Raw genomic sequence first — 25,420 nt, forward strand, 5'->3', positions numbered from 1 at the left:
TTGAACCAGTCGGGGTCGCGGTCCCTGGCCGGGGTGTCCTCGAAAGTGTCCGGGACGGGCTCGTTGACGATCATGTGGTGGGTGACCCTCCGATCTGCGGTGAGGACGGTCGCAGGACGGTGAGGATGTGCGCGGGGCTGTGCCCTGGCTCAAGACGCACATAGTTGGCCCTGCCCCAGTGGTAGGTCTCGCCGGTGAGCTCGTCGCGCACCGGCACGGACTCGTGCCAGTCCAGGCCGAGTTGCGGCATGTCCAACGAGACCGTCGCCTCCTGGGTGTGGTGGGGGTCGAGGTTGACCACCACCACAACCGTGTTCGATCCGCTCCCGTCCGTGACCGACTTCGAGTAGGCGATCACCGCGTCCTTGTCCGTGTGGTGGAAGTGGAGGCCGCGCAACTGGCGCAGCGCCGGACTGCGCCGGCGGATGGCGTTGAGCGCCCTCAGCAATGGCGCGATGCTACGACCCTCCCGCTCCGCCGACTCCCAATCCCGCGGACGCAGTTGGTACTTCTCGGAGTTCAGGTACTCTTCGCTGCCCGCACGCAGCGGGGTGTTCTCACAGAGCTCGAATCCGCTGTAGACGCCCCAGGTCGGAGACAGCGTCGCGGCGAGTACCGCACGCAGTTCGAAGGCCGGCCGCCCGCCGTGCTGAAGGAACTCGTGCAGGATGTCCGGGGTGTTCACGAAGAAATTGGGCCGCATGGAGGCGGCCGCCTCCCCCGACAGCTCACTGAGGTAGTCGGTGAGCTCCTGCTTGGTGTTGCGCCAGGTGAAGTAGGTGTACGACTGCTGGAAGCCGACCGCCCCCAGCGTGCGCATCATCGCGGGCCGGGTGAACGCCTCGGCCAGGAAGATCACGTCAGGGTCGGTGCGGTTGATGTCCGCGATGACCCGCTCCCAGAAGACGACCGGCTTGGTGTGCGGGTTGTCGACGCGGAAGATCCGCACGCCGTGGCTCATCCAGTACCGCAGCACCCGCAGCGTCTCCTGGACCAGCCCCGGCATGTCCTGGTCGAAGGCGATCGGATAGATGTCCTGGTACTTCTTCGGCGGATTCTCCGCGTACGCGATCGACCCGTCGGCCCGGTGGTGGAACCACTCGGGATGCTTCTGCACCCACGGGTGGTCCGGCGAGCACTGGAGCGCGAAGTCGAGCGCGATCTCCAGCCCCTCCCGCTCCGCCCGGCGCACGAACGCGTCGAAGTCGTCGATCGTGCCGAGGTCCGGATGAACGGCGTCGTGCCCGCCCTCCGGGGAGCCGATCGCCCACGGCACACCGACGTCGTAGGCCCCCGCCGAGAGCGTGTTGTCGGGCCCCTTGCGGTAGGTGGTCCCGATGGGATGGATCGGCGGCAGATACACCACGTCGAAACCCATCCGCGCGATGGCGGGCAGCCGCTCGGCGGCGGTGCGGAAGGTGCCGTGCACCGGCGGATCGAGATGGCCGCTCTCCGAACGCGGAAAGAACTCGTACCAGGAGCCGTACAACGCCCGCTCGCGCTCCACCAGCAGGGGCAACGGCTCCGAGCTGCTGACCAGCTCACGCAGCGGATGACGCGTGAGGACCCGGTCCACTTCAGGGGTACGGGCGGCGGCGAGCCGGGCCGCCGAGGAACGGCCGGTGTCCCGCAGCGCGTCCGCCGCGGCGAGGACGACATCCCTTCTGCCCTTGCTCTTCGGCACTCCGGCGGCAGCGCGCTCGTACAGCCGGGCGCCCTCCTCCAGGACCAGTTCCGTGTCGATGCCCGCCGGGATCTTGATCCCCGCGTGATGGCGCCAGGTGGAGACAGGATCGCTCCAGGCCTCCACGGTGTACGTCCAGTGGCCGGTCGTCCCGGCACGGACGGCGGCGCCCCAGCGGTCGGTGCCGGGGGCGAGTTCGCGCATCGGGGTCCAGGGGCCGGTGCGGCCCTCCGGATCGCGCAGGACGACGTTCGCGGCGACGGCGTCGTGACCTTCGCGGAAGACGGTGGCCGTGACCTCGAAGACCTCGCCGACAACTGCCTTGGCGGGGCGGCGGCCTTGCAGGACGAGGGGCCGAACGTCGACGACGGGAATGCGTCCGACGCTCTCGCCGCCTTCGGCTCCCTGTTCGGAGGGTTGCTCCGGGGCGCGCGGGACGGCGTCGACCTTGCGTATGGGGGGTGTGTCGGAGGTGGTCGTCGGGGGTGGCGACGTGTGGTGCGTGGCGGGCATGACCGCTCCTGTCCGCGTCAACGTGGGTGGGCGGATGACGGTGTGGGGAGGTGGGGCCTGCGGGGTGTACCGGGGGAGCCTTCCCACCCTATTCGGGTGAGCAATCCGGCAGGTTGCTAACTACTTACGCGTATGTCTACACACAAGACCGGCCTCGTCCGACGGGCGAGGCCGGTGCCTGCTGCGGCGGTTCCTTACATAGAGCCGACCTGTAGAAGCCTGTTCGGCGAACCGAGCCCCGCACCGCCGACCTTCCCGTACACCGCTCGCTGGACCAACGCTTTGCCCACTTGGGCCGGGGTCGCCTTCGGGTGGCCGGCGAGATAGAGCGCCGCCGCGCCCGCGACATGCGGGCTCGCCATCGACGTACCGGAGAAGGTCGCCTTCCCGGTGTCGCTCGTATACGACGCCGACGTGATCGCCACGCCGGGCGCGAACAGGTCGAGCGCCGCGCCGAAGTTGGAGAAGCTCGCCCGGGCGTCGGCCCGGTCGCTCGCTCCGACCGTCAGCGCCTCCTTGACCCGGGCGGGGGAGTACAGCCCGGCGGCCAGTCCGTCGTTGCCCGCCGCGACCGAGTACGTCACCCCGGAGGCGATGGAGTTGCGTACGGCGGCGTCCAGCTGGGCGTTGGCGTGGCCGCCCAGGCTCAGATTGGCGACCGCGGGCTTGTGCGCGTGCCGGGTCACCCAGTCGATACCGGCGATGACCTGCGCGGTGGTGCCGGACCCGGCGTTGTCGAGCACCCGCACGGACACGACCTTGGCCTTCTTCGCCACACCGTAGGTCGTCCCCGCGATGGTCCCGGCGACATGCGTCCCGTGTCCGTTCCCGTCCCCCGCCGTCTTGTCGTTGTCCACGAAGTCCCAGCCGTAACTGGCCCGCCCCCCGAAGTCCTTGTGCGTGATCCGGATCCCCGTGTCGATGACGTACGCCGTCACGCCCGCGCCCGCCGACTCCGGCCACGTATAGCCCTTGTCGAGCGGCAGAGCGGGCTGGTCGATCCGGTCAAGACCCCAGGACGGCGGGTTCTTCTCGAAGTGGTCGAGTGCCACCCGGGTGTCCTGGACGACGGAGGCCACACGGGAGTCCGCCGCGAGCCACCGCGCCTGCTTCTCGCCCACCTGAACCGCGTACCCGTTGAGTGCCGTGCCGTACGTGTGGCTGATTCGCGCTCCGTACTTCTCGGCGATGCCCTTGCCCGCCGACGACGGAGCCGTCGTACCCCCCTTGAGTGTCACGATGTAACTGCCGCTGACGGAACCGGGTTCGCCGGCGCCGAGTATGCGCCCCTGCGGGGCGGCGTGCGCGGGCAGGGTGATGGCCGAAAGCACCGCGGCCGTCGTGACCGCGGTGAGGCATCCTGCCCAGCGCAGACGCCGCTGTCTCGTCTGTGCCATGACGTGAGTTCCCCTCCTCAAGTCGGCGTACGCCGACCGGGACCGACCGGTGTGCGACCGGGGCCGCGCGTACGCCACTTGGCAGCCTCTCGTGTGGTGTGAAGCACCACAAGGCCGCCCATGCGGGCGGAATCGGCCATACCCTCCGGGGGTGGGGCGGAATGGTTGCGTCGATTCCCGGTCGACGGTCCCTCTTGCCGACGCCCTCGGCCGAGCCCGTCGCCCATGGGCCACTGGTGTCCGTCCGCGCCGTTCCCCGCGCCCCTGACGGGCACTTTTGACGGAGCGTTCCACTCACCCGCAGCTGTCGGACTGCGGAAGGGGGCGTGGGGGTGTGTCGCAAGCCCGTCGCTTACGTTCGGATCGAGCGGCGGCTCGCTTGCCCGGCCCACGTCTGATCCGGCGGCGACGGGCTCGACGCACCCCCACGCCCCCGACCCACCCACGCGCCCGCCACCCACCCACGCACCCGCCACCCACGACGCCGGAGTTCATCGATGCGCCGTGTTGTGGAAACACCCTCGCCGCTACCGTCGTCGGTGACGTACTTCCCGCCGCATACGTCTTTTGTGAAGGTGGAACTTGTGAAGGCAATCCGCAGATTCACCGTTCGCCCCGTACTGCCCGACGCCCTTCACCCGCTCAGCGACCTCGCCCGCAACCTGCGCTGGTCCTGGCACGCCGAGACCCGCGACCTCTTCCAGTCCGTCGACCCCGAACGCTGGACCGCCTCCGACGGCGACCCCGTACGCCTGCTCGGCAGCGTCGCTCCCCACCGCCTCGCGGAACTCGCCGAGGACCGCCGCTTCCTGCGCCGCCTCGCCGCCGTCGCCGACGACCTGCGCGACTACGTGACCGGCGAACGCTGGTATCAGACCCAGACCCAGATTCCCGACCTCCCCGCCGCCATCGCCTACTTCTCACCCGAGTTCGGCATCACCGCGGCCCTGCCCCAGTACTCCGGCGGCCTCGGCATCCTCGCCGGCGACCACCTCAAGGCGGCCAGCGACCTGGGCGTACCCCTCATCGGCGTAGGACTCCTCTACCGGCACGGCTACTTCCGTCAGTCCCTCTCCCGAGACGGCTGGCAGCAGGAGCACTATCCCGTCCTCGACCCCAACGAACTCCCTCTCGTACCCCTGCGCGAATCCGACGGCGCCCCGGCCCAGGTCACCCTCGCCCTCCCCGGTGCCCGTGCCCTGCGCGCCCGCATCTGGCTGGCCCAGGTCGGTCGCGTCCCCCTCCTCATGCTCGACTCCGACGTCGAGGAGAACGACCTCGGCGAACGCGGGGTGACCGACCGGCTGTACGGCGGCGGCAGCGAGCACCGGCTGCTGCAGGAGATGCTGCTCGGCATCGGCGGGGTGCGCGCCGTACGGACGTACTGCCGGCTGACCGGCCACGCCCAGCCCGAGGTGTTCCACACCAACGAGGGCCACGCGGGCTTCCTCGGCCTGGAACGCATCGCCGAACTCGCCGAGGGGCAGGACGGGCACGACGGGCTGGACTTCGAGGCCGCTCTCGAATCCGTCCGCGCCGGTACCGTCTTCACCACTCACACCCCCGTCCCCGCCGGCATCGACCGCTTCGACCGCGAGCTGGTCGCCCACCACTTCGGCCCGGACGCCGAACTCCCCCGTATCGACGTCGAGCGCATCCTCGGCCTCGGCATGGAGACCTACCCGGGCGGTGAGCCGAACCTCTTCAACATGGCCGTGATGGGGCTCAGGCTCGGCCAGCGGGCCAACGGGGTGTCGCTGCTCCACGGTCACGTCAGCCGCGAGATGTTCTCCGGGCTGTGGCCGGGTTTCGACCCGGACGAGGTCCCGATCACCTCGGTCACCAACGGCGTGCACGCACCGACCTGGGTGGCACCGGAGGTCTTCCGTCTGGGCGCCCGCCAGATCGGCGCCCAGCGCACCGAGGACGCGATGACGGTCGGCGGCTCGGACCGCTGGGACGCGGTGGCGGACATCGGCGACCAGGAGATCTGGGACCTGCGCCGGGTGCTGCGCGAGCAACTGGTCCTCGAGGTACGCGAACGCCTGCACGCCTCCTGGCGCCAGCGCGGTGCCGGAACGGCCGAACTCGGCTGGATCGACGGGGTGCTGGACCCGGACGTCCTCACGATCGGCTTCGCCCGTCGCGTCCCTTCCTACAAGCGTCTGACCCTGATGCTGCGCGACCGCGACCGCCTGATGGACCTCCTCCTGCACGCCGAACGCCCGATCCAGATCGTGGTCGCGGGCAAGGCACACCCCGCCGACGACGGCGGCAAGCGGCTCGTGCAGGAACTGGTGCGGTTCGCGGACGACCCGCGTGTGCGCCACCGGATCGTCTTCCTCCCGGACTACGGGATGGCGATGGCGCAGAAGCTGTACCCGGGCTGCGACATCTGGCTGAACAACCCGCTCCGCCCGCTGGAGGCCTGCGGCACGTCCGGGATGAAGGCGGCACTCAACGGCTGTCTGAACCTCTCCGTCCTGGACGGCTGGTGGGACGAGTGGTTCCAGCCGGACTTCGGCTGGGCGATCCCGACGGCGGACGGTACGGCGACGGACGACGACCGCCGGGACGACCTGGAGGCGGCGGCCCTCTACGAGCTGCTGGAACAGCGGGTGGCGCCCCGCTTCTACGAGCGGGGTCAGCACGGTCTGCCCGACCGGTGGATCGAGATGGTCCGCCAGACGCTGACCCATCTCGGCCCGAAGGTCCTGGCGGGCCGGATGGTGCGCGAGTACGTGGAGCGCCTGTACGCCCCCGCGGCCCGCGCCCACCGCGCCCTGGCCCCGGAGACGGCCCGTGAACTGGCCGCCTGGAAGTCCCGCGTCCGGGCGGCCTGGCCCCGGGTCACGGTGGACCATCTGGAGGCCTCCGCCGCCACCACGACCGCCGAGCTGGGCACCACCCTGTCCCTGCGGGTGCGGGTGGCGCTGGCCGACCTCGTCCCGGACGACGTCGAGGTCCAGGCGGTCTCGGGCCGCGTCGACTCGCAGGACCGCATCGCGGACGCGAGCTGCGTCCCGCTGAAACCGGCGGGCGGTCCGGACCTGGAGGGGCGCTGGGTGTACGAGGGTCCGCTCTCCCTCGACCGCACCGGCCCGTTCGGCTACACGGTCCGTATTCTCCCCACGCACCGACTGCTCGCGTCCGGCGCCGAGCTGGGCCTGGTGACGATGCCTTCGGAGGAGGTGGGGGAGGAGGCCGGGGTCCTGATGCGCTGAGCGAGCCGCGAGCGGAAGGCGGACAGCGGGCCTACGGTTCGAACCCCGCGCACAGCCGGCGCAGTACCGTCCCGCAGCGCCGTGCGTAGGCGTGCTGGAGCCCCCGGGTCGCCGGTCCGCCCGCACGGGTGTACCACTTGGCCGCACGGCTGAAGGCGGTCACGGTCAGCCAGACCGTGCCGTCGCCCGTGCGGTCGATCACGAAGGCCTCCTCGCCGCGCTCGGGGTGGCCGGGCAGGGTGCCGTAGGCCCAGCCGGCCCGGCGGTATTCCTCGACCGTCCAGACCACACGGCAGGGGGCCTTCAGGGGGCCGAGCCCGACGGTGACGTCGACTCCGGGGGCCGCCTTGTCGGCGGTGGCGGTTATACCCACGCCCATCGCGCGGTGCATCTCCCAGGTCATCACCGCTTCGGACGCGGCGCGGAAGACGGCCTCGCCCTCGCCGACGCGGGTGCGCAGGTGCAGGGGGTGGAACCCCGGCGGGCAGCGGCCGTCGCGCGTTGCGCCCACGTCCTCGTATGTGAAGGGGTTGTCCGGGGAGACCATGGGGGACAGCGTAGGGCGGTACCCGGAGGTGCTTTCTCTCCGGGTACCGCCCAAGTGCCTAGGCGGGTCTCGAGGACCCCGTGGGCACTAGCTCACGTTGACCGCGGTCCAGGCCGCGGCCACCGCCTTGTACTCGGCGCTGGTCGAGCCGTACAGGGCGGACGCCGCGGAGAGCGTCCCCGTGCGGGCCGACTTGTAGTTGGTCGTCGACGTGAAGTACGTCGTCAGCGCCTTGTACCAGATCTGCAGCGCCTTGTCCCGGCCGATGCCGGTGACGGCCGTGCCGTTGTACGTGGGCGAGTTGTAGCTGACGCCGTTGATGGTCTTGGCGCCGCTGCCCTCGCTCAGCAGGTAGAAGAAGTGGTTGGCGACACCGGACGAGTAGTGCACGTCCAGGTTGCCGACGCTGGAGGACCAGTAGTCGGCGGAGCCGCCGTCCTTGCTGGGCTTGTCCATGTAGCGCAGCGGGGTGCCGTCGCCGTTGATGTTGATCTTCTCGCCGATGAGGTAGTCACCCACGTCGGAGGAGTTCCCCGCGTAGAACTCGACGCCGGTGCCGAAGATGTCGGAGGTCGCCTCGTTCAGACCGCCGGACTCGCCCGAGTAGTTGAGACCGGCCGTGTTGGCGGTGACGCCGTGGCTCATCTCGTGCCCGGCCACGTCCAGCGAGGTCAGCGGGTGGTTGTTCCCGGAACCGTCGCCGTACGTCATGCAGAAGCAGCTGTCGTCCCAGAACGCGTTGACGTACGCGTTGCCGTAGTGGACCCGGGAGTACGCGCCGACACCGTTGTTCTTGATGCCGCTGCGGCCGAAGGTGTTCTTGTAGAAGTCCCACGTCTCCTGCGCGCCGTACGCGGCGTCGGCCGCCGCGGTCTGGTCGGTGGTGGAGCTGGAGGCCGCGCCGGTGCCCCAGATGTCGTCCGCGTCGGTGAACAGGGTGCCCGCGGAGGAGGAGGTGGTGTGCGACTTGTTGTACGTCTTGTGGCCGCCGCGGGTGCCGTCGGTCAGCTGGTACGTCGAGCCCGACAGGGTGGTGTTGAGGCTGACCGTGCCCGAGTAGAGGGTCTTGCCGGTGCCGGTCTCGATGCCCTGGTACTCGTAGAGCTTCTTGCCGGTGGCCGCGTCGGTGATGACGTGCAGCTCGTTCGGGGTGCCGTCGTCCTGGAGACCGCCGATGACCGTCTCGTAGGCGAGGGTGGGCTTGCCGGTGGCGGCCCAGATCACCTTGCGGGGAGCGCGGTCGGCCGTGGTCTTCTCCGAGCCGGCGGCCTTCGCGGCGGTGAGAGCCTGCTTCTCGGCCTTCGCGGTGGTGACCTGCGGCTTCAGCGAGGCGACCTTGATGGCCGTCTTCACGGCCTTGGTGACGCCCTCGGTCTTGCCGGCCTTGGACTCGTGGACGACCAGGTCGCCGCCGAGGACCGGAAGGCCGTTGTACGTGCGCTCGTAGCGGGTGTGCACGGTGCCGTCCGCGTCCTTGAGGACGTCTCTGACGACGAGCTTCTCCTTGGCGCCGAGGCCTATCTGCTGGGCGGTCTCGGGCGCGGCCGCGTCGGCCTGCTGGATCAGGCTCGTGCGCGCGGCGGCGGAGAGCTGGACCGTGGCGCCGGGGATCTTCGCCTTGGCGGCGGCCGACTCGGTCTGGGCGGAGGCGCCGGTGGTCAGACCGGTGGTGAGCAGGGCTCCGGCAGCGACAGCGGTGGCGATGGCCAGAGTGGTGCGCTTGTGACGCGCGTAGAGGGGGGTCACGCAATCTCCTCTTGTGGGGGCGACCGGACGGCGTGGGGTGGCCGTACGGAAGGTGCGAAGTTGCGGTGCGGGTGAGCCGTGCGGTGGAAGAGTGACATCCGGGACGCGTACATGTCAGGAGGGCGATGAAATCTTGGCCGAAAAGCGTCCGGTGGATGAAGATCGCCGTTCGTTACGCGGATCTCGATCTTCGTCAAGCGACAGCAAAAGCAGGGTCATGGAGCAGCAAAGAGGGCGCCGCCCCGGGGAGTCGACCCCCGGGGCGGCGCCCTCTCGATGCCGCGTGTTCAGACGCGGTCTACGGGAACGTCAGCTTCCAGCTGTCGATGTAACCGGTGTCCTGCGCGGCCTTGTCCTGGACCCTCAACTTCCACGTGCCGTTGGCGACTTCGGAGGACGCGTTGACCGTGTAGGTCTCCTGGACGTTGTCCGCCGAGTCGGAGGAGCTGAAGGCCTTCAGGGGGTACACCGTGCCGTCCGGAGCCAGCAGGTCCACGACCAGGTCGCCGCGCCAGGTGTGCACGATGTTCACGTCGACCAGAAGGTTCGACGGGGCGTTGCCGGTACGGCCGGTGACCGCGATCGACGACGTCACGGCCGGCCCGTTGTCCGGAATCGATACGTCGCCGGTGTTCTCGAACGACGTACCGGTACCGCCGCCACCGCCCGGACGCGAGCCGACCTTCACGGCCGCCCAGGCGTTCTGCACCGCCGTGTACTCGGCGCTCGTCGTGCCGTACAGCTCGCCCGTCGCCGCGAGCGTGCCGGTGCGGGCCGCCGCGTAGTTGGTGGTCGAGGTGAACTTGGTGGTGAGCGCCCGGTACCAGATCTGCAGGGCCTTGTCCCGGCCGATGCCGGTGACCGGAAGGCCGTCGGCGGTCGGCGAGTTGTAGCTGACGCCGTTGATGACCTTGGCGCCGCTGCCCTCGCTCAGCAGGTAGAAGAAGTGGTTGGCGACACCGGACGAGTAGTGGACGTCGAGACCGCCCACGCTGGAGGACCAGTTGTCCGCCGAGCCGCCGTCCTTGCTGGGCTTGTCCATGTAGCGCAGCGGGGTGCCGTCGCCGTTGATGTTGATCTTCTCGCCGATGAGGTAGTCACCGGGGTCGGAGGCGTTGTTGGCGTAGAACTCCACGCCGGTGCCGAAGATGTCGGAGGTCGCCTCGTTCAGACCGCCGGACTCACCGGTGTAGTTGAGGCCCGCGGTGTTGGAGGTGACGCCGTGGCTCATCTCGTGCCCGGCCACGTCCAGCGCGGTCAGCGGGTCGGCGTTGCCGGAGCCGTCGCCGTACGTCATGCAGAAGCAGCTGTCGTCCCAGAACGCGTTGACGTACGCGTTGCCGTAGTGGACCCGGGAGTACGCACCCACGCCGTTGTTCTTGATGCCGCTGCGGCCGAAGGTGTTCTTGTAGAAGTCCCAGGTCTCGGCGGCGCCGTAGTGCGCGTCGGCGCCCGCGGTCGCGGCGTTCGACGTGGTGCCGTTGCCCCAGGTGTCGCTGGTCTGCGAGAACAGGGTGCCGGTGCCGGACGTGCCGCGGTTGAGGTTGTACGTCTTGTGGCCGCCGCGCGCGCCGTCGGTGAGCGTGTAGTTGGAGCCCGACTGCGTGGTCGTCAGCGTCACCTGGCCGCTGTACTGGGTGTTGCCGATCCCGGTCTCGATGCCCTGGTACTCGTAGAGCTTCTTGCCGGTGGCCGCGTCGGTGATGACGTGCAGCTGGTTCGGGGTGCCGTCGTCCTGGAAGCCGCCGACGACCGTCTCGTACGCGAGGGTCGGTTTGCCGTCCGCCGCCCAGATCACCTTGCGGGGCGCCCGGTCGGCGTCGGTCTTCTTCGAACCGTCGGCCTTCGCGGCGGAGAGGGCCTGCTTCTCCGCCTTGGAGGCGGCGACGGCGGGCGTGAGCGAGGCGACCTTGAGGGTGGCCCGCGTCGCCTTGATGACCCGCTCGGTCTTCCCTGCCTTGGTGGTGTCGACCACCAGGTCGCCGCCGAGGACCGGGAGTCCCGCGTACGTGCGCTCGTAGCGGGTGTGGACCGTGCCGTCCGCGTCCTTGATGACGTCGCGGGCGACGAGCTTCTCCTTGGCCCCGAGGCCCAGGTCCTTGGCGGTGGCCGCCTTGGCGGTGTCCGCGTCGCGTATCAGCTCCGCGCGCTGCGATGGCGTGAGCTGGACGGCGAGAGAACCACGGTTGATCTTGCCGAGGGAGGACTTCTGGGGGGCCGCGCTCGCGGCGCCCGACTGGACGGCCGCGGCCAGCAGGGCGGAGACGCCGACGAGGGCGACGGCCGCGACGCGGCGCTGGGTGGTGTGGGAGGTGCGTCTGTGGGAGGAACTGCTGCTCAACACACTGACTCCTTCTGCGTGGCCACGGCTCGCGCGGCCAGTGGGGATCCGGTCGGGGTGGGTACCCGTCCGGGCAGAACAGGGCAGAACAGGGCAGAACAGGGTGGAACGCGGGACCAGTTGCCTGAGGGTCCACGGCCACGACACGGCGACGGTGCTGTGAGGTTGCTGTGAAGTTGCCGTGGGAAGAGTGGCAGGAGATTTCGCTTTCTGTCAGGACCGCGTCAGGAAGTTGGCCGGAATTCGTCCGTTGTCCGGGTGTTCATGTTCGGCATGCGGACTGTTCGCCGGAGTGCGTCTGGTCTGTGGCGCGGCGCGGCGCCGCGGCCCTGCCGCCCCGTGCCCAGGACGACCGGACGTGACCCGATTCGTCGCGCCCTGAGCGGGTCGGGCGAAGTCCGCTGCGGTTCGGCAGCGCCCTGAAGGGGCGCGGGGAACCGCGCGACCCGTCACGAGGGCGCCGCAGACGATCGACGGCACATCCCGGTACGTCCAGCGGAGCGCTCAGTCCCCGTGCCACGTCCGCCACAGTGCCGCGTACGCCCCCTCGGCCGCCACCAGCTCGTCGTGCGTGCCGAGTTCGGTGAGCAGTCCGTCCTCCATCACGGCGACCCGGTCCGCGTCGTGCGCGGTGTGCAGCCGGTGCGCGATGGCGATCACGGTGCGCCCCTCCAGTACGGCGGCGAGCGCACGCTCGGTGTGGCGCGCGGTCGTCGGATCGAGCAGGGCCGTCGCCTCGTCGAGGATCAGGGTGTGCGGGTCGGCCAGCACCACCCGGGCCAGGGCGAGCTGCTGGGCCCGCGACCCGTCCGTCCGGCGGCCGCCGGTACCGAGCTCGGTGTCCAGGCCGTCCGGCAGCTCCCGGACCCAGCCGTCGGCACCGACGGCGGCCAGCGCCGCCCACAACGCCGCGTCATCGGCGGCGGGTTCGGCGATCAGCAGGTTGTCGCGAACGGTGCCCAGGAACACGTGGTGCTCCTGGGTGACGAGGACGACCTGCCGGCGCAGCTGCTCGGGATCGAGGTCGGCGATCGGTACGCCCCCCACCGTCACCGACCCGGACCGCGGCGCGTCGATGCCCGCGAGCAGTCGGCTCAGCGTGGTCTTCCCGGCGCCGGAGGGCCCGACGACGGCCAGCCGTTCCCCGGGCCGCACGATCAGGTCGACTCCGCACAGCACCTCGCCCCCGCGGTCGTAGGAGTAGCGGACATCCGTCACGTCGATCCGGTCGTCGACCGGGGTGGGCGAGCCCGACGCCACGGCCCGTGGCGCGCGGGCCAGCCCCTCGACGCGGGCGAACGAGGCGCCGCTGCTCTGGAGCTGCTCGACCTGCATCAGGATCTGGTCGAGCGGCTCCGCGAGCTGGCGCAGATACAGGGTCGCGGCGACCACCGCACCCAGGCTCATCGACCCCCGCGCGTGCAGGGCACCGCCCACCAGCAGGGCGGCGACCACGGGAACGACGTACGACACCTCCACGGCCGGGAAGAACACGCTGCGCAGGAACAGGGTCCGCATCCGCCTGAGCCGGGACGTCTCCAGCGTCCGACGGCTCGCGGTGATCCGCCCGCGCTGCAGCCCGAACGCCTCCACCGTACGGGCACCGGACGCGGTGGCCGCGAGGATCTCGGCGACGTCCGAGGTGGCGGTGCCCTCGGCGAGATACGCGGTGCGCGCACGGCGCAGATACCAGCGCAGGGCGAACCAGATCCCGACGAGCCCGAGCACCCCGCAGGCGCCGAGCAGCGGGGCGATGACGAAGACCGCGCCGAGGATGAACAACGCCTGGGCGCAGGAGATGAGCAGTTCGGGTCCGGCGTCGCGCAGGGTGTTGCCCACCACGGTGACATCGGCGGTGCCGCGCGCGGTCAGGTCACCGGTGCCGGCCCGCTCCACGACCGAGGCGGGCAGACTCAGCGCCCGCTCCACGAACTGCTCCCGCACCCGGGCCAGCGTCCGCTCCCCGAAGCGGTGCCCGACGTACCGGGCCCACCGCGCCAGCAGCAACTGCGCCAGCGAGCACACCAGGATGACCGAAGCCAGCCGGTCCACGACGTCCACACCGTCCCCGGCCCGTACGTCGTCGATGATCCGCCCGAGCAGCCAGGGCCCGACCAGACCGGCCGCGGCGGCCAGCGCGTTGAGGCCGAGCACGGCGGCGAAGGACCGCCCGTCCGCCCGGATCAGCCGCAGTGCCGCCCGGCGCACCTCGGCGGGTTCGGCGACCGGCAGATGCGCGCTCATCGCAGGACCTCTTCCGTGTCGCGGGCCACCAGTGCCCGGTATCCCGGCTCCCCGTCGAGGAGTTCGTGATGGCTGCCGCTCGCCGCGACCTTGCCGTCGACCAGGAAGTGCACGGTGTCCATCTGGTCGAGCATCAGCGGCGAGGTGCTGGTGACGACGGTCGTACGGCCCGAGCGTGCGGCCCGCAGCCGGGCCGCCACGGCCGCCTCGGTGTGCGCGTCGAGCGCCGAGGTGGGTTCGACGGCCAGCAGTACCTCGGGGTCGGCGAGCAGCGCCCGCACCAGGCGTACGCGCTGCCGCTGGCCGCCGGAGAGGCTGCGGCCCTGGGCGGCGACATCCGAGTCGAGACCGTCGGGGAGACCGAGCACGATGTCGTCCGCCGCCGCCGCGCGCACCGCCCGGGCGATCGCCTCCTCGTCGTGCTCCCGGCGGCCGGAGACCAGCTCGCGCAGGGTGCCCGCGAACAGGTCGGCCTCGTTGTCCGCGACCAGGATCCGCTCGCGCAGCTGCGCCAGGGCGATCTCGTCGAGCCGTACGCCACCCCAGGTGACCGCCGACTCCGCGTACCGGCCGAGGCGGTCGACGACGGCCTCGGACTCCGCGGGAACCGCTCCGACCAGCGCGGTGAGCCGCCCCGGCAGCACCCGTACACCGGAGTCCGGATCGTGCAGTACCGCCGGGGAGGCGGGCGCGTCCCGGGCGTCGGGGTGGTCGGCGACGGGCTCCAGGGACAGGAACCGTACGACGCGCCGGGCGGCGACGACGGCTCTGCTGAGCTGGTAGCCGCTCTCGATGAAGAAGTACACCGGCATCACGAGGACCGCGACATAGCCGTACACGGACACCAACTGGCCGATGGTGATCTCCCCCTGGGCGGCGAGCCGGGCCGCGAGCCAGGTCACGAGGGCGAGGAAAAGGGTCGGCAGCCCCGTGCCCAGGGCCTGGATCCAGCTGGTCGCCGCACCGACCCGGTACCCCTGCGCCCGCAGCTGCTGCGAGTCGCGGCGGAAGGTGTCCGCGAACAGCCCCTTGCCGCCCAGGCCGTTGAGGACGCGCAGACCGCCCGCGAGGTCGCCGATCCGCGCCGTCAGCACGCCCTGCCGCTCGCGGTACTCGGTCTCCGCACCCTGCAGCCGGCCCATCAGCGGGCCGACGAGCCCGGCGATCAGCGGCACCCCGAGGAGTATCACCACCGACAGCTGGAGCGAGACCGACATCAGCAGCGCGGCCACCACGCCGTAGGTGACGATCGCGGCGATGCCGGGACCCACGACGGTCAGCGACTGGCTGATCGTCTGGACGTCACCGACGCCGATCGTGACGACCTCCCCGGCGCCGACCTGGCGGCCCAGCGCGGCACCCAGCCGCGCCGACTGTCCCACCACGACCTTGACCGTGCGGAAGTTGGCGTCCATCCGGACCTTGGTCATGGTGCGGTGCCGCATGATGCCCAGCCAGGCGTTGAACACGCCGATGCCCAGCACGGCGGCCGTCCAGCCGAACAGGGCGCCCCGGTCGCCCGGCTCCAGGCCGTCGTCGATCGCACGGGACAGCAGGTACGGCGGCAGCGCCAGGAGCGTCATCCACACCGTGGCGAGCAGCGCGCCCGCCGCGCTGCGCCCCGACTGCCGGGTGACCAGCCACCACAGATACCGCCACCCGCCCCGGCAGTCGGGCGTCCCCGGGTCCTCGTGAGCGTCGATCATGCAGCCCTCATGCCTTTCCCTTGCCGTCCGCCGTCCGCCGTCCGCCGTACGAGTCGTTCGCCGTCTGCTAGACGAGGCTGTCGCGCCACGCCTGGTGCAGGTCCGCGAATCTGCCGGTGGACGCGACGAGTTCGGCCGGGCTGCCGTCCTCGACCACCCGCCCGTGCTCCATCACCAGCACCCGGTCGGCGATCTCCACCGTGGACAGGCGGTGGGCGATGACCACCGCCGTCCGGCCGCGCAGGACCGTCGACATGGCGCGCTGCACCGCCCGTTCCCCCGGGATGTCGAGGGAGCTGGTGGCCTCGTCGAGGATGAGGACGGCCGGGTCGGCGAGCAACGCCCGTGCGAAGGCGACGAGTTGGCGCTGCCCGGCGGAGATACGGCCGCCCCGTTTGCGTACGTCCGTGTCGTAGCCCTCGGGCAGCGCGCTGATGAAGTCGTGGGCGCCGATCGCCTTGGCGGCCCGCTCGATCTCCTCGCGGCTCGCGTCGGAGCGGCCGATGGCGATGTTCTCGGCGACCGTGCCGGAGAACAGGAAGGCCTCCTGGGTCACCATCACCACCCCGCGCCGCAGCTCGGGCACCGACAGCTCGCGCAGGTCGACGCCGTCGAGCAGGACCCGGCCGTCCGTGGGGTCGTAGAAGCGGGCCAGCAGCTTGGCGAGCGTCGACTTGCCCGCGCCCGTCGAGCCGACCACGGCCACCGTCTGCCCCGCGGGGAGCGTGAGCGAGAAGGTGGGCAGCACCTCGCCGCCGGTGCGGTAGGCGAAGCGGACGTCCTCGAAGACGACCTCGCGGCCCGGCTGCGCGGAGGCGAGCGCGGGCAGCCGCTTCGGTTCGGCCGGTTCCGGCACGGACGGCGTCTGGGCCAGCAGGCCCGCGATCTTCTCCAGCGAGGCCGCCGCGGACTGGTAGGCGTTGAGGAACATGCCCAGCCGGTCGATCGGGTCGTACAGGCGGCGCAGATACAGCACCGAGGCGGCCAGCACGCCCAGCGCGAGGGAACCCCCGGCCACCCGGTACGCGCCCCACAGCACGATCCCCGCGACCGCCGTGTTGGCGACCAGCCGGGAGCCGACGACATAGCGGGCCATCTCCAGCAGGGCGTCCCCGTTGGTGCGCTCGTGGCGCTTGTTGAGGACCCGGAACTCGGCGTCGTTGGCGTCCTCGCGGCGGAACGCGCGCACCGGCCGGATCCCGTTCATCGTCTCCGCGAACTTCACGATGACGGCGGCGATCGCGGTCGAGCGGAGGCGGTAGATACGGCCGGCGCGGCGCCGGTACTGCCGTACGAGGAGGTAGAGCGGCACGAAGGACGCCACCGCCACCGCGCCCAGACCCAGGTCCAGCCAGAGCAGCATCGCCGAGATGTAGACGAAGGACAGGATCACCGTGATGAGCTCCTGCAGGCCCTCGCTGAGCAGTTCGCGCAGCGACTCGACGTCCGTCGTGGAGCGGGAGATCAGCCGGCCCGAGGTGTAGCGCTCGTGGAAGTCGATGCTGAGCGCCTGCGCGTGGCGGAAGATCCGGCCGCGCAGGTCGAGCAGCACGTCCTGGTTGACGCGGGCGGACGCCCGGGTGAAGGCGTACTGGAGTCCGCCGGCGGCCAGCGCGCACAGCAGATAGCCGACACCCACCGCGATCAGCGGGCCGTGATCGTGCGCGCGGAACGCCGGTACGGCACGGTCGATGGCGTACGCGACGATCAGCGGGCCCGCCTGGATCGCGGCCTGCTGGAGCAGGAGCAGCACCAACGTCAGCACCACACGGGCCTTGAGCGGGGCGAGGAGGGAACGCAGGAGCGCGCCGGTGGCGCCCGGGGGAGTGGGCAGGGCGTCGCGGTCGAAGGGGTCCTGGTGCGGGTGGGACTCTCGCGCGTCCGGACGGTCCTCGCCGGGCACCCCGCCGTCGGGTTCCGCGCCCGCGTCCCTGCCCGTTTCCCTGCCCGGTTCCCGGTCCGGCTCCTTGTTCGGCGCCGTCGTCGTGGGCACCGTCATCGGTCGGCCTCCTCGTCACCTGACATCAGATGGGCGTACTCGGCGTTGCTGCGCAGCAGTTCGTGGTGGGTGCCGATCGCGGTGATACGGCCGCCGGAGAGCAGGGCCACGCGGTCGGCGAGCAGGACCGTGGACGGGCGGTGCGCCACGATCAGCGCGGTCGTCTCCGCCAGGACGCGGCGCAGCGCGGCCTCGACCGCGGCCTCCGTGTGGACGTCCAGCGCCGACAGGGGGTCGTCGAGGACGAGGAAGCCGGGGCGGCCGACGACGGCCCGCGCGAGGGCGAGGCGCTGGCGCTGGCCGCCGGACAGGCTCAGGCCCTGCTCACCGACCTGGGTCCGCGTGCCCTGCGGGAGCGTGTGCGCGAAGTCGGCCTGGGCGACGGCGAGGGCACGGTCCAGGTCCGCTTCGCCCGCGGAGTCCGGGGCGCCCATGAGCACGTTCTCCCCGACGCCGGCCGAGAAGAGGGTGGGCTCCTCGAAGGCCACGGCCACGCGCGCGCGAAGCTCCTCGCGGGGCATCGCCGTGATGTCCTCGCCGTCCAGCGTGATCCGCCCGGCCGTCACCTCGTGCAGCCGTGGGACGAGGGCGGTGAGGGTGGTCTTCCCGGTGCCGGTCGCGCCGACCAGGGCCATCGACTCACCCGGACGGATGTGCAGATCGATGCGGTCGAGGACGGGCGGCGCGTCCGCCGGGGCGTCGGGATAGCGGAACTGGACGCCGTGGAAGCGGAGTCCGCCCTCGCCCTTCCTGGCGACGACCGCGGATGTCCCGGTGGACTCCGGCTGCTCGTCCATCACCTCGAAGTACCGCTCCGTCGCCGTCGCCGCCTCCTGGCTCATCGCGAGGAGGAAGCCGATGGACTCGACGGGCCAGCGCAGCGCGAGCGCCGTGGACAGGAACGCCACCAGCGTGCCGGCGGACAGCCGGCCGTCGGCGACCTGCACCGTGCCGAGCACGAGGGCGGCGCCGATGGCGAGTTCGGGGAGGGTGACGATGACCGTCAGGATGGCGGCGAGGAGGCGGGCCTTGGCCAGCTCCGTGCCGCGCAGCGTGCGGGACAGCTCGCGGAAGGCGAGGGCCTGGCTGCGGTAGCGCCCGAAGCCCTTGATGATGCGGATGCCGAGCACGCTCTCCTCGACGACCGTCGTCAGATCGCCCACCTGGTCCTGGGCCCGCCGCGCCACCAGCGAGTAGTGCCGCTCGAAGAGCCAGCAGACCACCATCAGAGGCACCGCGGGAGCGAGCAGCACCAGGCCGAGGGTCCACTCCTGGGCCAGCATGATCATGACGCCGACGAGGATCGTCACGGAGTTGACCAGTAGGAACGTCAGTGGGAAGGCGAGGAACTGGCGCACCAGCATCAGGTCCGTGGTGCCCCGGGACAGCAGCTGACCGGAGGCCCAGCGGTCGTGGAAGGCGACCGGGAGCCGTTGCAGATGCCGGAACAGATCCGCCCGCATGTCGGCCTCGACGCCCGACAGGGGCCGCGCCACCAGCCACCGCCGAAGCCCGAACAGCACCGCCTCCGCGATCCCGAGCAGCAGCAGATACAGCGCGCCGAGCCAGATGCCCGCCGCGTCGTGTCCGGCCACGGGACCGTCCACCATCCACTTCAGGACGAGCGGGAACACCAGCCCCGTACAGGAGGCGAGGACCGCGACGAAGGCGGCACTGAACAGCCGCGTGCGCACCGGCCGCACGTACGGCCACAGGCGCAGCAGGCTGCGTACGGTCGAATGGTCGGCTCGGCCCGGGGTCACCGCATCTGGAGTGGACATCAGGAGCGAGCCTACGGTTCGGCACTGACAGAGCCCACCGAGTTTTGGCCGGGCCTGAATCGTTCCACGGATCCGGGACCGGTGCCCCGGACCCCGGACCCCGGACCCCGGGACTCGGTCGTATCGCCGCATCAACCGATCGGCTGATGCCGCTTCGAGCGCGATGGACGATGTGCCCGCTCCCGTCCCGACGGGATCCTCGGGACATGTCAGTCATCGAAGTCACCGGACTACGCAAGTCCTACGGAGGCCGGCCCGTCGTCGACGGTGTCTCCTTCGCCGTCGAGGAGGGCGAGATCTTCGGGATCCTCGGCCCGAACGGCGCCGGCAAGACCACCACCGTCGAATGCGTCGAGGGCCTGCGGATCCCCGACGCGGGCCGCGTCCGGGTCACCGGGCTCGACCCCGTCGCCGACCACGAACAGGTCGCCCGCGTCCTCGGCGCCCAGCTCCAGGAGAGCGAGCTGCAGGCCAAGCTCACCGTCCGCGAGGCCCTGGAGCTGTACGCGGCCTTCTCTCCGCACCCCGCCGACTGGCGGCCCCTGGCCGAACGCCTCGGCCTGACCGCCAAGCTCACCACCCGCTTCGCGAAGCTCTCCGGCGGCCAGAAGCAGCGCCTGTTCATCGCGCTCGCGCTCATCGGCAACCCCCGGGTCGTCGTCCTCGACGAACTGACCACCGGGCTCGACCCGCGCGCCCGCCGCGACACCTGGCAGCTCATCGAGGACGTCCGGGCGAGCGGGGTCACCGTCCTGCTCGTCACGCACTTCATGGAGGAGGCGCAGCGCCTGTGCGACCGGATCGCCGTGATCGACAAGGGCCGGGTGGCCGCGCTGGACACCCCGGCAGGGCTGATCCGGCGCTCCGCGGGCTCCACCGTCATCAGCTTCACGCCGTCCGCGCCGCTGGACGAGGGTGACCTGAACGCGCTGCCCGCGCTCGCGTCGGTCGAGCACAAGGACGGCCGGATCACGCTGTCCGGCACCGACGAGACCGTCAACGCGGTCATCACGCTGCTCGCCCGGGGCCACATCACCGCCCACCAACTCCGCGTCTCCGACGCCACGTTGGACGACGCGTTCCTGGATCTGACGGAGGTCACCTCATGAACACCACAGTCCTGCGCACCGAGTTGCGCCTCTTCCGCCGCGAACCGGGCGCCCTCTTCTGGGTCCTGGTGTTCCCCACCCTGTTGCTGGTGATCCTCGGTTCCATCCCGTCGTTCCGCCGTCACCACGCCGACCTGGGGGGCCTGCGCACGGTCGACGTGTACGTCCCGATCGCCGTGCTGCTCGGCATGATCGTCGGCACGCTGCAGTTGATGCCGCAGCACATCACCGGCTATCGCGAGCGCGGCATCCTGCGCCGCATGTCCACCACCCCGGTACGGCCGTCCGCCCTGCTGTCCGCCCAGATGCTCGTCTACGGCGCGGCGGCCCTGGCCTCGGCCCTGTGCGCGCTGATCGTCGGCCGACTGGCCTTCGACGTGCGACTCCCGAAGCAGCCGTACGGCTATCTCCTCGCCCTGCTCCTCGCGACCCTGGCCGCGCTCGCGCTCGGCGCCGTGGTCTCCGCGCTGTCCCGGACGACGAAGATCGCGGGCGCGATCGGGTCGGCGGTGTTCTTCCCGATGATGTTCTGCGCGGGCGTGTGGCTGCCGGTGCAGTCGATGCCCGACCTGCTCGCCCGGATCGTCGGATACACCCCGTTCGGCGCCGCCGCGCAGGCCCTGAACCGGGCGGCGGCGGGGGACTGGCCGGGCTGGGCGCACCTGGGGGTCCTCGCGGCCTGGACGGTGCTGCTCACGGCGGGTGCCTCCCGCTGGTTCCGATGGGAGTAGGCGAGGGGCCGTGCAGACTGGGGAGATGACCACCAAGGACAGGCAGATCGAGCGGCGTTGGGAGCAGCTGCACACCTGGGGGCCGTACGGTCTGCTCGGCATCAGTGTCGTCCTCGCGCTCGCCTCCACCGGCGTGTTCGACCGTTCCACCGAGTGGTACGCCGCCTGGGCCCTGGTCGCCGTCGCGGTCGTCCTCCAGCTGTGGTGGCACGGCACCCGTTCCCGCCGGGCCGGCCGCGGCCGGATCCCGAGCCGGGCGGGGACGGCGTACTACGTCGTCCGCTGGGCCCTCGCCTTCGCCCTCGCCTGGATCGACCCGTTCTTCGCGTTCTACGCCGCCGCCGGCTACATGGACGCCGACGAGCTGATCCCCGGCAGGTGGCAGCGGCTCGGACTGTTCGCGAGCGCGGTCACCGTGGCCGGTGCGCAAGCCGGCGGGCTGCCGTTCGGGAGCGGCGTTCAGTGGATCCTCTTCGCCGCGCTCCTGGTCGCCAACTCCGGCCTGCAGATGGTGGTCGCCCATCTCACCCAGCAGGAGGCCCAGCGCTCCCGCGAGCGCACCGAGACCATCACCGAACTCGAACGCACCAACGCCGCCCTGCAACAGGCCCTCGACGAGAACGCCGCCCTGCACGCCCAGCTTCTCGTCCAGGCGAGGGAAGCCGGCGTCGCCGACGAACGCCGCCGGCTGGCGGCCGAGATCCACGACACCATCGCCCAGGGCCTGACCGGCATCATCGCGCAGCTCCAGGTCGTCGCGAACACCCCCGATCCGGGGGCCGCCCGCGTCCATCTGGGCCGCGCGTCGGAGCTGGCCCGCCAGAGCCTGGGTGAGGCGCGCCGTTCGGTGCACAACCTCGCTCCGGTCGCCCTGGAACACGACGGCCTTCCCGAGGCGCTGAAGAAGACGGTCGCGGACTGGGCCCGACGCACCGGCGTCCGCGCGGACTTCACCCTCACCGGCACGGTGGAACACCTCCACGAGGAGATCTCGGCGACGCTGCTGCGCATCGCCCAGGAGGCCCTGTCCAACGCGTCCCGGCACGCGCGCGCGGCCCGGCTCGGCGTCACCCTCTCCTTCATGGGCGACGAGGTGACCCTGGACGTACGCGACGACGGCCGCGGCTTCGACCCCGCCGCCGTCCCCGAACGCACCGGCAACGGCGGCTTCGGCCTGGACGGCATGCGGGCCCGCGCCGAACGCGTCGCGGGCTCCCTCACCCTGGAGTCCGAACCCGGCCACGGTACGGCGGTCTCGGCGCGCGTACCGTTGGTCCGCCATGACCGATGACTCGTTCCCCCCGGCCGATGACACCGCGATCACCCTCCTCGTCGTCGACGACCATCCCGTCGTACGGGACGGTCTGCGCGGCATGTTCGAGTCCGCGCCGGGATTCACGGTCCTCGGCGAGGCCGCGAACGGCGTCGAGGCCGTCGCCCTCGCCACCTCCCTCGACCCGGATGTCGTCCTGATGGACCTCCGCATGCCCGGCGGCAACGGCGTCGAGGCCATCGCGGAACTCACCCGCCGCGGCGCTCGCGCCAAGGTGCTCGTCCTCACCACGTACGACACCGACTCCGACACCCTCCCCGCGATCGAGGCGGGCGCGACGGGCTATCTGCTGAAGGACGCCCCGCGGGAGGAGCTCTTCACCGCCGTCCGCGCGGCAGCGCAGGGCCGTACGGTGCTCTCCCCGGCGGTCGCCTCCCGCCTGGTCTCGGCGGTCCGCGCGCCCGCCTCGACCCAGGACTCCCTCTCGGCCCGCGAGTGCGAGGTCCTGGCCCTGGTGGCCAAGGGCACCTCGAACCGTGAGACAGCCCGAGTGCTGTTCATCAGCGAGGCCACGGTCAAGACCCACCTCACCCACCTGTACGCCAAGCTGGGCGTCAACGACCGCGCGGCGGCGGTGGCGGTCGCCTACGACCGAGGCATCCTGGGCCGGCACCCAGATTCCCGCGCCCCTTGAGAGCGCCGGCGCGCATCTTTCAGCCCGTCCGGCGTTCGAGGACGAGGACAGGTGTCTCAGCCCACCACGCGTAGTAACAGCACCGCCCGCGCGGGCACGGTGACCGTGCCGCCCGCGCGGTGGATCACGCCCGGCGCCCGCGCCTGATCCTCCGTCGAGGTGTCGACCACGACTTCGTAGCGCGAGGCCCACGGAGGCCCCGGCAGGACGAAGCTCACCGGCCGGTCCCCGGCGTGCAGCACCGCGAGGAAGCTGTCGTCCACGACCGGCGCTCCGCGGGCGTCGCGTCCGGGGATGTCCCGGCCGGAGAGGTACATCCCCAGGGTCGCGGCCGGCGCGTACCAGTCCCGTTCCGTCATCTCCGCCCCGCGCGGGGTGAACCACGCCAGGTCCCGCAGCCCGTCCACCGAATGGGCCCGCCCGGAGAAGAACGCCCGGCGCCGCAGCACGGGGTGCTGGTGCCGGAGGGAGATCAGCCGGGACGTCAGGTCGTACAGCGCTCGCCAGCCCGGTTCCTCCAGCAGGCTCCAGTCGACCCAGCTGATCTCGTTGTCCTGGCAGTACGCGTTGTTGTTGCCGCGCTGGGTGCGCCCGAACTCGTCCCCCGCGACGAGCATCGGCACCCCCGTGGACAGCAACAACGTCGTCAGCAGGTTCCGCAACTGGCGCCGCCGCAACCCCTGTACCCGCTCCTCGTCCGTCTCTCCCTCCGCCCCGCAGTTCCAGGCCCGGTTGTCGTTCGTGCCGTCCCGGTTCCCCTCCCCGTTGGCCTCGTTGTGCTTGCGCTCGTAGGAGACGAGGTCGCGCAGCGTGAAGCCGTCGTGGGCGGTCACGAAGTTCACCGAGGCATAGGGGCGCCGCCCGCCCCACGCGTACAGGTCGCTCGACCCCGAGAGGCGGTACCCCAGGTCCCGTACGTCCGGCAGCGCGCCCCGCCAGAAGTCCCGGACCGCGTTGCGATAGCGGTCGTTCCACTCCGTCCACAGGGGTGGGAAGGCGCCCACCTGGTAGCCGCCGGAACCGACGTCCCACGGTTCGGCGATCAGCTTCACCCGACGCAGGACCGGGTCCTGGGCGATGACCGCGAGGAAGGGGGAGAGCATGTCGACGTCGTGCATCGAGCGGGCCAGCGCCGCCGCCAGGTCGAAGCGGAAGCCGTCCACCCCCATCTCCGTCACCCAGTACCGCAGCGAGTCCGTGATCAGGCGCAGGACGTGCGGCTGCACCACGTGCAGCGTGTTGCCGCAGCCCGTGTAGTCGGCGTACCGGCGGGCGTCCGACTGGAGCCGGTAGTAACCCCGGTTGTCTATGCCGCGCAGGGACAGCATCGGGCCCAGTTCACCGGCCTCCGCCGTGTGGTTGTAGACCACGTCGAGGATCACCTCGATACCGGCCGCGTGCAGCGCCCGCACCATCCGCTTGAACTCGCCGACCTGCTGTCCCGTCGTCCCGGAGGACGCGTAGCCCGCGTGCGGGGCGAAGTAGCCGATCGAGTTGTAGCCCCAGTAGTTCTTCATTCCGCGCCGTAGGAGGTGGTCCTCGTGGGCGAACTGATGGACGGGCAGGAGTTCCACGGCCGTGACGCCCAGCCCGGCCAGGTGCTCGATCGCCGCCGGGTGGGCGAGCCCGGCGTAGGTCCCGCGCAGTTCCTCCGGGATCCCGGGGTGCAGCCGCGTGAAGCCGCGGACGTGCAGCTCGTAGATCACCGAGTCCGCCCACGGGGTCTTCGGGCGGTGGTCGTCCGACCAGTCGTCGTCATCGTGGACGACGACGCCCTTGGGGACGTACGGCGCCGAGTCGCGGTCGTCGCGCACGGTGTCCGCGACCTGCTGCTGGGGCCAGTCCCGGACATGCCCGTACACCTCGGGCGGCAGACTGAAGTCGCCGTCCACCGCACGGGCGTACGGGTCGAGGAGCAGCTTCGCCGGGTTCCAGCGGGCGCCGGTCCACGGGTCCCAGCGGCCGTGCACGCGGTAGCCGTAGCGGCGGCCGGGCAGCACGCCGGGGACGAAGCCGTGCCAGATCTCGTGGGTCAGCTCGGTGAGCGGCACGCGCGTCTCGTGGACCTCGCCCTCCCGCTCGTCGAAGAGGCAGAGGTCGACGGCCTCCGCCCCGCCCGCCCACAGGGCGAAGTTGGTGCCCGCCGCGCCGTCGGGGCCGACGCGGAAGCGCGCCCCGAGCGGGGTCGGGGCGCCCGGCCACACGGACACGGCGGGCGACGGCGCCCGCTGGGCGCCGTTCAGCACGGGGGACGACTGCGCGGGCAGTTTCTCGCCCGTGGCCCGCCCCTCCGGCACTGCCTCCTGCTCGGCTGCGCTCGACACCGTTCAGCCTCCTGCGGCTCGGTGGACGGCCGGAAGAGGAGCGTGCGGCGTCCCGGCACCTCTTGTCGGCCCGCTCGCCTCCGGGGCGCCACAGCCGGTGTCGGGAG

Annotated in this window: 15 protein-coding genes; 5 read left to right on the top strand and 10 right to left on the bottom strand. The window is 71.3% G+C overall.

Annotated features, from left to right (window positions below; all coding sequences use genetic code 11):
- Positions 1-70: 70 nt before the first annotated feature.
- Complete coding sequence (locus tag ACZ7M2_RS42155; RefSeq protein ID WP_471599844.1) at positions 71-2,197, bottom strand: alpha-1,4-glucan--maltose-1-phosphate maltosyltransferase; 2,127 nt, start codon at positions 2,195-2,197, stop codon at positions 71-73.
- A gap of 194 nt (positions 2,198-2,391) precedes the next feature.
- The gene (locus ACZ7M2_RS42160) at positions 2,392-3,594 is read right to left on the bottom strand and encodes a S8 family peptidase (protein WP_471599845.1); all 1,203 of its coding nucleotides are present in this window, start codon (positions 3,592-3,594) and stop codon (positions 2,392-2,394) included.
- Positions 3,595-4,178: 584 nt separating this feature from the next.
- On the opposite strand from ACZ7M2_RS42160, the gene glgP reads away from it, so the two are divergent.
- The gene (glgP, locus tag ACZ7M2_RS42165; RefSeq protein WP_471599846.1) at positions 4,179-6,818 is read left to right on the top strand and encodes an alpha-glucan family phosphorylase; all 2,640 of its coding nucleotides are present in this window, start codon (positions 4,179-4,181) and stop codon (positions 6,816-6,818) included.
- Between the two features lie 31 nt (positions 6,819-6,849).
- Here the strand turns inward: glgP and ACZ7M2_RS42170 are convergent, their stop codons facing one another.
- From ACZ7M2_RS42170 to ACZ7M2_RS42200, 7 genes are all read right to left on the bottom strand, one after another.
- Positions 6,850-7,365: a DUF1990 family protein gene (locus ACZ7M2_RS42170; RefSeq protein WP_471599847.1), complete on the bottom strand. Its 516-nt coding sequence runs from the start codon at positions 7,363-7,365 to the stop codon at positions 6,850-6,852.
- A gap of 87 nt (positions 7,366-7,452) precedes the next feature.
- Complete coding sequence (locus ACZ7M2_RS42175) at positions 7,453-9,111, bottom strand: M4 family metallopeptidase (RefSeq protein ID WP_352049300.1); 1,659 nt, start codon at positions 9,109-9,111, stop codon at positions 7,453-7,455.
- A 298-nt stretch (positions 9,112-9,409) separates the two neighbouring features.
- Positions 9,410-11,452 (bottom strand): M4 family metallopeptidase, encoded by a 2,043-nt coding sequence (locus ACZ7M2_RS42180; protein ID WP_471599848.1) that lies wholly within the window; start codon positions 11,450-11,452, stop codon positions 9,410-9,412.
- Positions 11,453-11,956: 504 nt separating this feature from the next.
- Positions 11,957-13,696 (bottom strand): ABC transporter ATP-binding protein, encoded by a 1,740-nt coding sequence (locus ACZ7M2_RS42185; protein ID WP_471599849.1) that lies wholly within the window; start codon positions 13,694-13,696, stop codon positions 11,957-11,959.
- On the bottom strand, positions 13,693-15,402 hold the full coding sequence (locus ACZ7M2_RS42190) for an ABC transporter transmembrane domain-containing protein (RefSeq protein ID WP_471599850.1): 1,710 nt from the start codon (positions 15,400-15,402) through the stop codon (positions 13,693-13,695). Before ACZ7M2_RS42190 ends, ACZ7M2_RS42185 begins: the two co-directional genes overlap by 4 nt.
- A gap of 67 nt (positions 15,403-15,469) precedes the next feature.
- Positions 15,470-17,401, bottom strand: a complete 1,932-nt coding sequence (locus tag ACZ7M2_RS42195) for an ABC transporter ATP-binding protein (protein WP_471599851.1) — start codon at positions 17,399-17,401, stop codon at positions 15,470-15,472.
- Positions 17,398-19,182 carry an ABC transporter ATP-binding protein gene (locus tag ACZ7M2_RS42200; protein ID WP_471599852.1) on the bottom strand — a complete coding sequence of 595 codons (1,785 nt, stop codon included), beginning with the start codon at positions 19,180-19,182 and terminating at the stop codon, positions 17,398-17,400. The genes ACZ7M2_RS42195 and ACZ7M2_RS42200 overlap by 4 nt, the downstream gene beginning before the upstream one ends.
- Before the next feature lie 206 nt (positions 19,183-19,388).
- On the opposite strand from ACZ7M2_RS42200, the gene ACZ7M2_RS42205 reads away from it, so the two are divergent.
- From ACZ7M2_RS42205 to ACZ7M2_RS42220, 4 genes are read left to right on the top strand one after another with little or no spacing between them, the layout of a single operon-like run.
- Positions 19,389-20,291, top strand: a complete 903-nt coding sequence (locus ACZ7M2_RS42205; RefSeq protein WP_471599853.1) for an ABC transporter ATP-binding protein — start codon at positions 19,389-19,391, stop codon at positions 20,289-20,291.
- On the top strand, positions 20,288-21,022 hold the full coding sequence (locus tag ACZ7M2_RS42210) for an ABC transporter permease (RefSeq protein ID WP_471599854.1): 735 nt from the start codon (positions 20,288-20,290) through the stop codon (positions 21,020-21,022). Before ACZ7M2_RS42205 ends, ACZ7M2_RS42210 begins: the two co-directional genes overlap by 4 nt.
- A 25-nt stretch (positions 21,023-21,047) precedes the next feature.
- The gene (locus ACZ7M2_RS42215; protein WP_471599855.1) at positions 21,048-22,313 is read left to right on the top strand and encodes a sensor histidine kinase; all 1,266 of its coding nucleotides are present in this window, start codon (positions 21,048-21,050) and stop codon (positions 22,311-22,313) included.
- Positions 22,303-22,989: a response regulator gene (locus ACZ7M2_RS42220; protein ID WP_471599856.1), complete on the top strand. Its 687-nt coding sequence runs from the start codon at positions 22,303-22,305 to the stop codon at positions 22,987-22,989. Before ACZ7M2_RS42215 ends, ACZ7M2_RS42220 begins: the two co-directional genes overlap by 11 nt.
- 56 nt (positions 22,990-23,045) lie before the next feature.
- On the opposite strand, the gene glgX is transcribed toward ACZ7M2_RS42220, so the two are convergent.
- Positions 23,046-25,313: a glycogen debranching protein GlgX gene (glgX, locus tag ACZ7M2_RS42225; RefSeq protein WP_471599857.1), complete on the bottom strand. Its 2,268-nt coding sequence runs from the start codon at positions 25,311-25,313 to the stop codon at positions 23,046-23,048.
- Between the last annotated feature and the right edge of the window lie 107 nt (positions 25,314-25,420).

Source organism: Streptomyces sp. NPDC111507, from assembly GCF_055638955.1.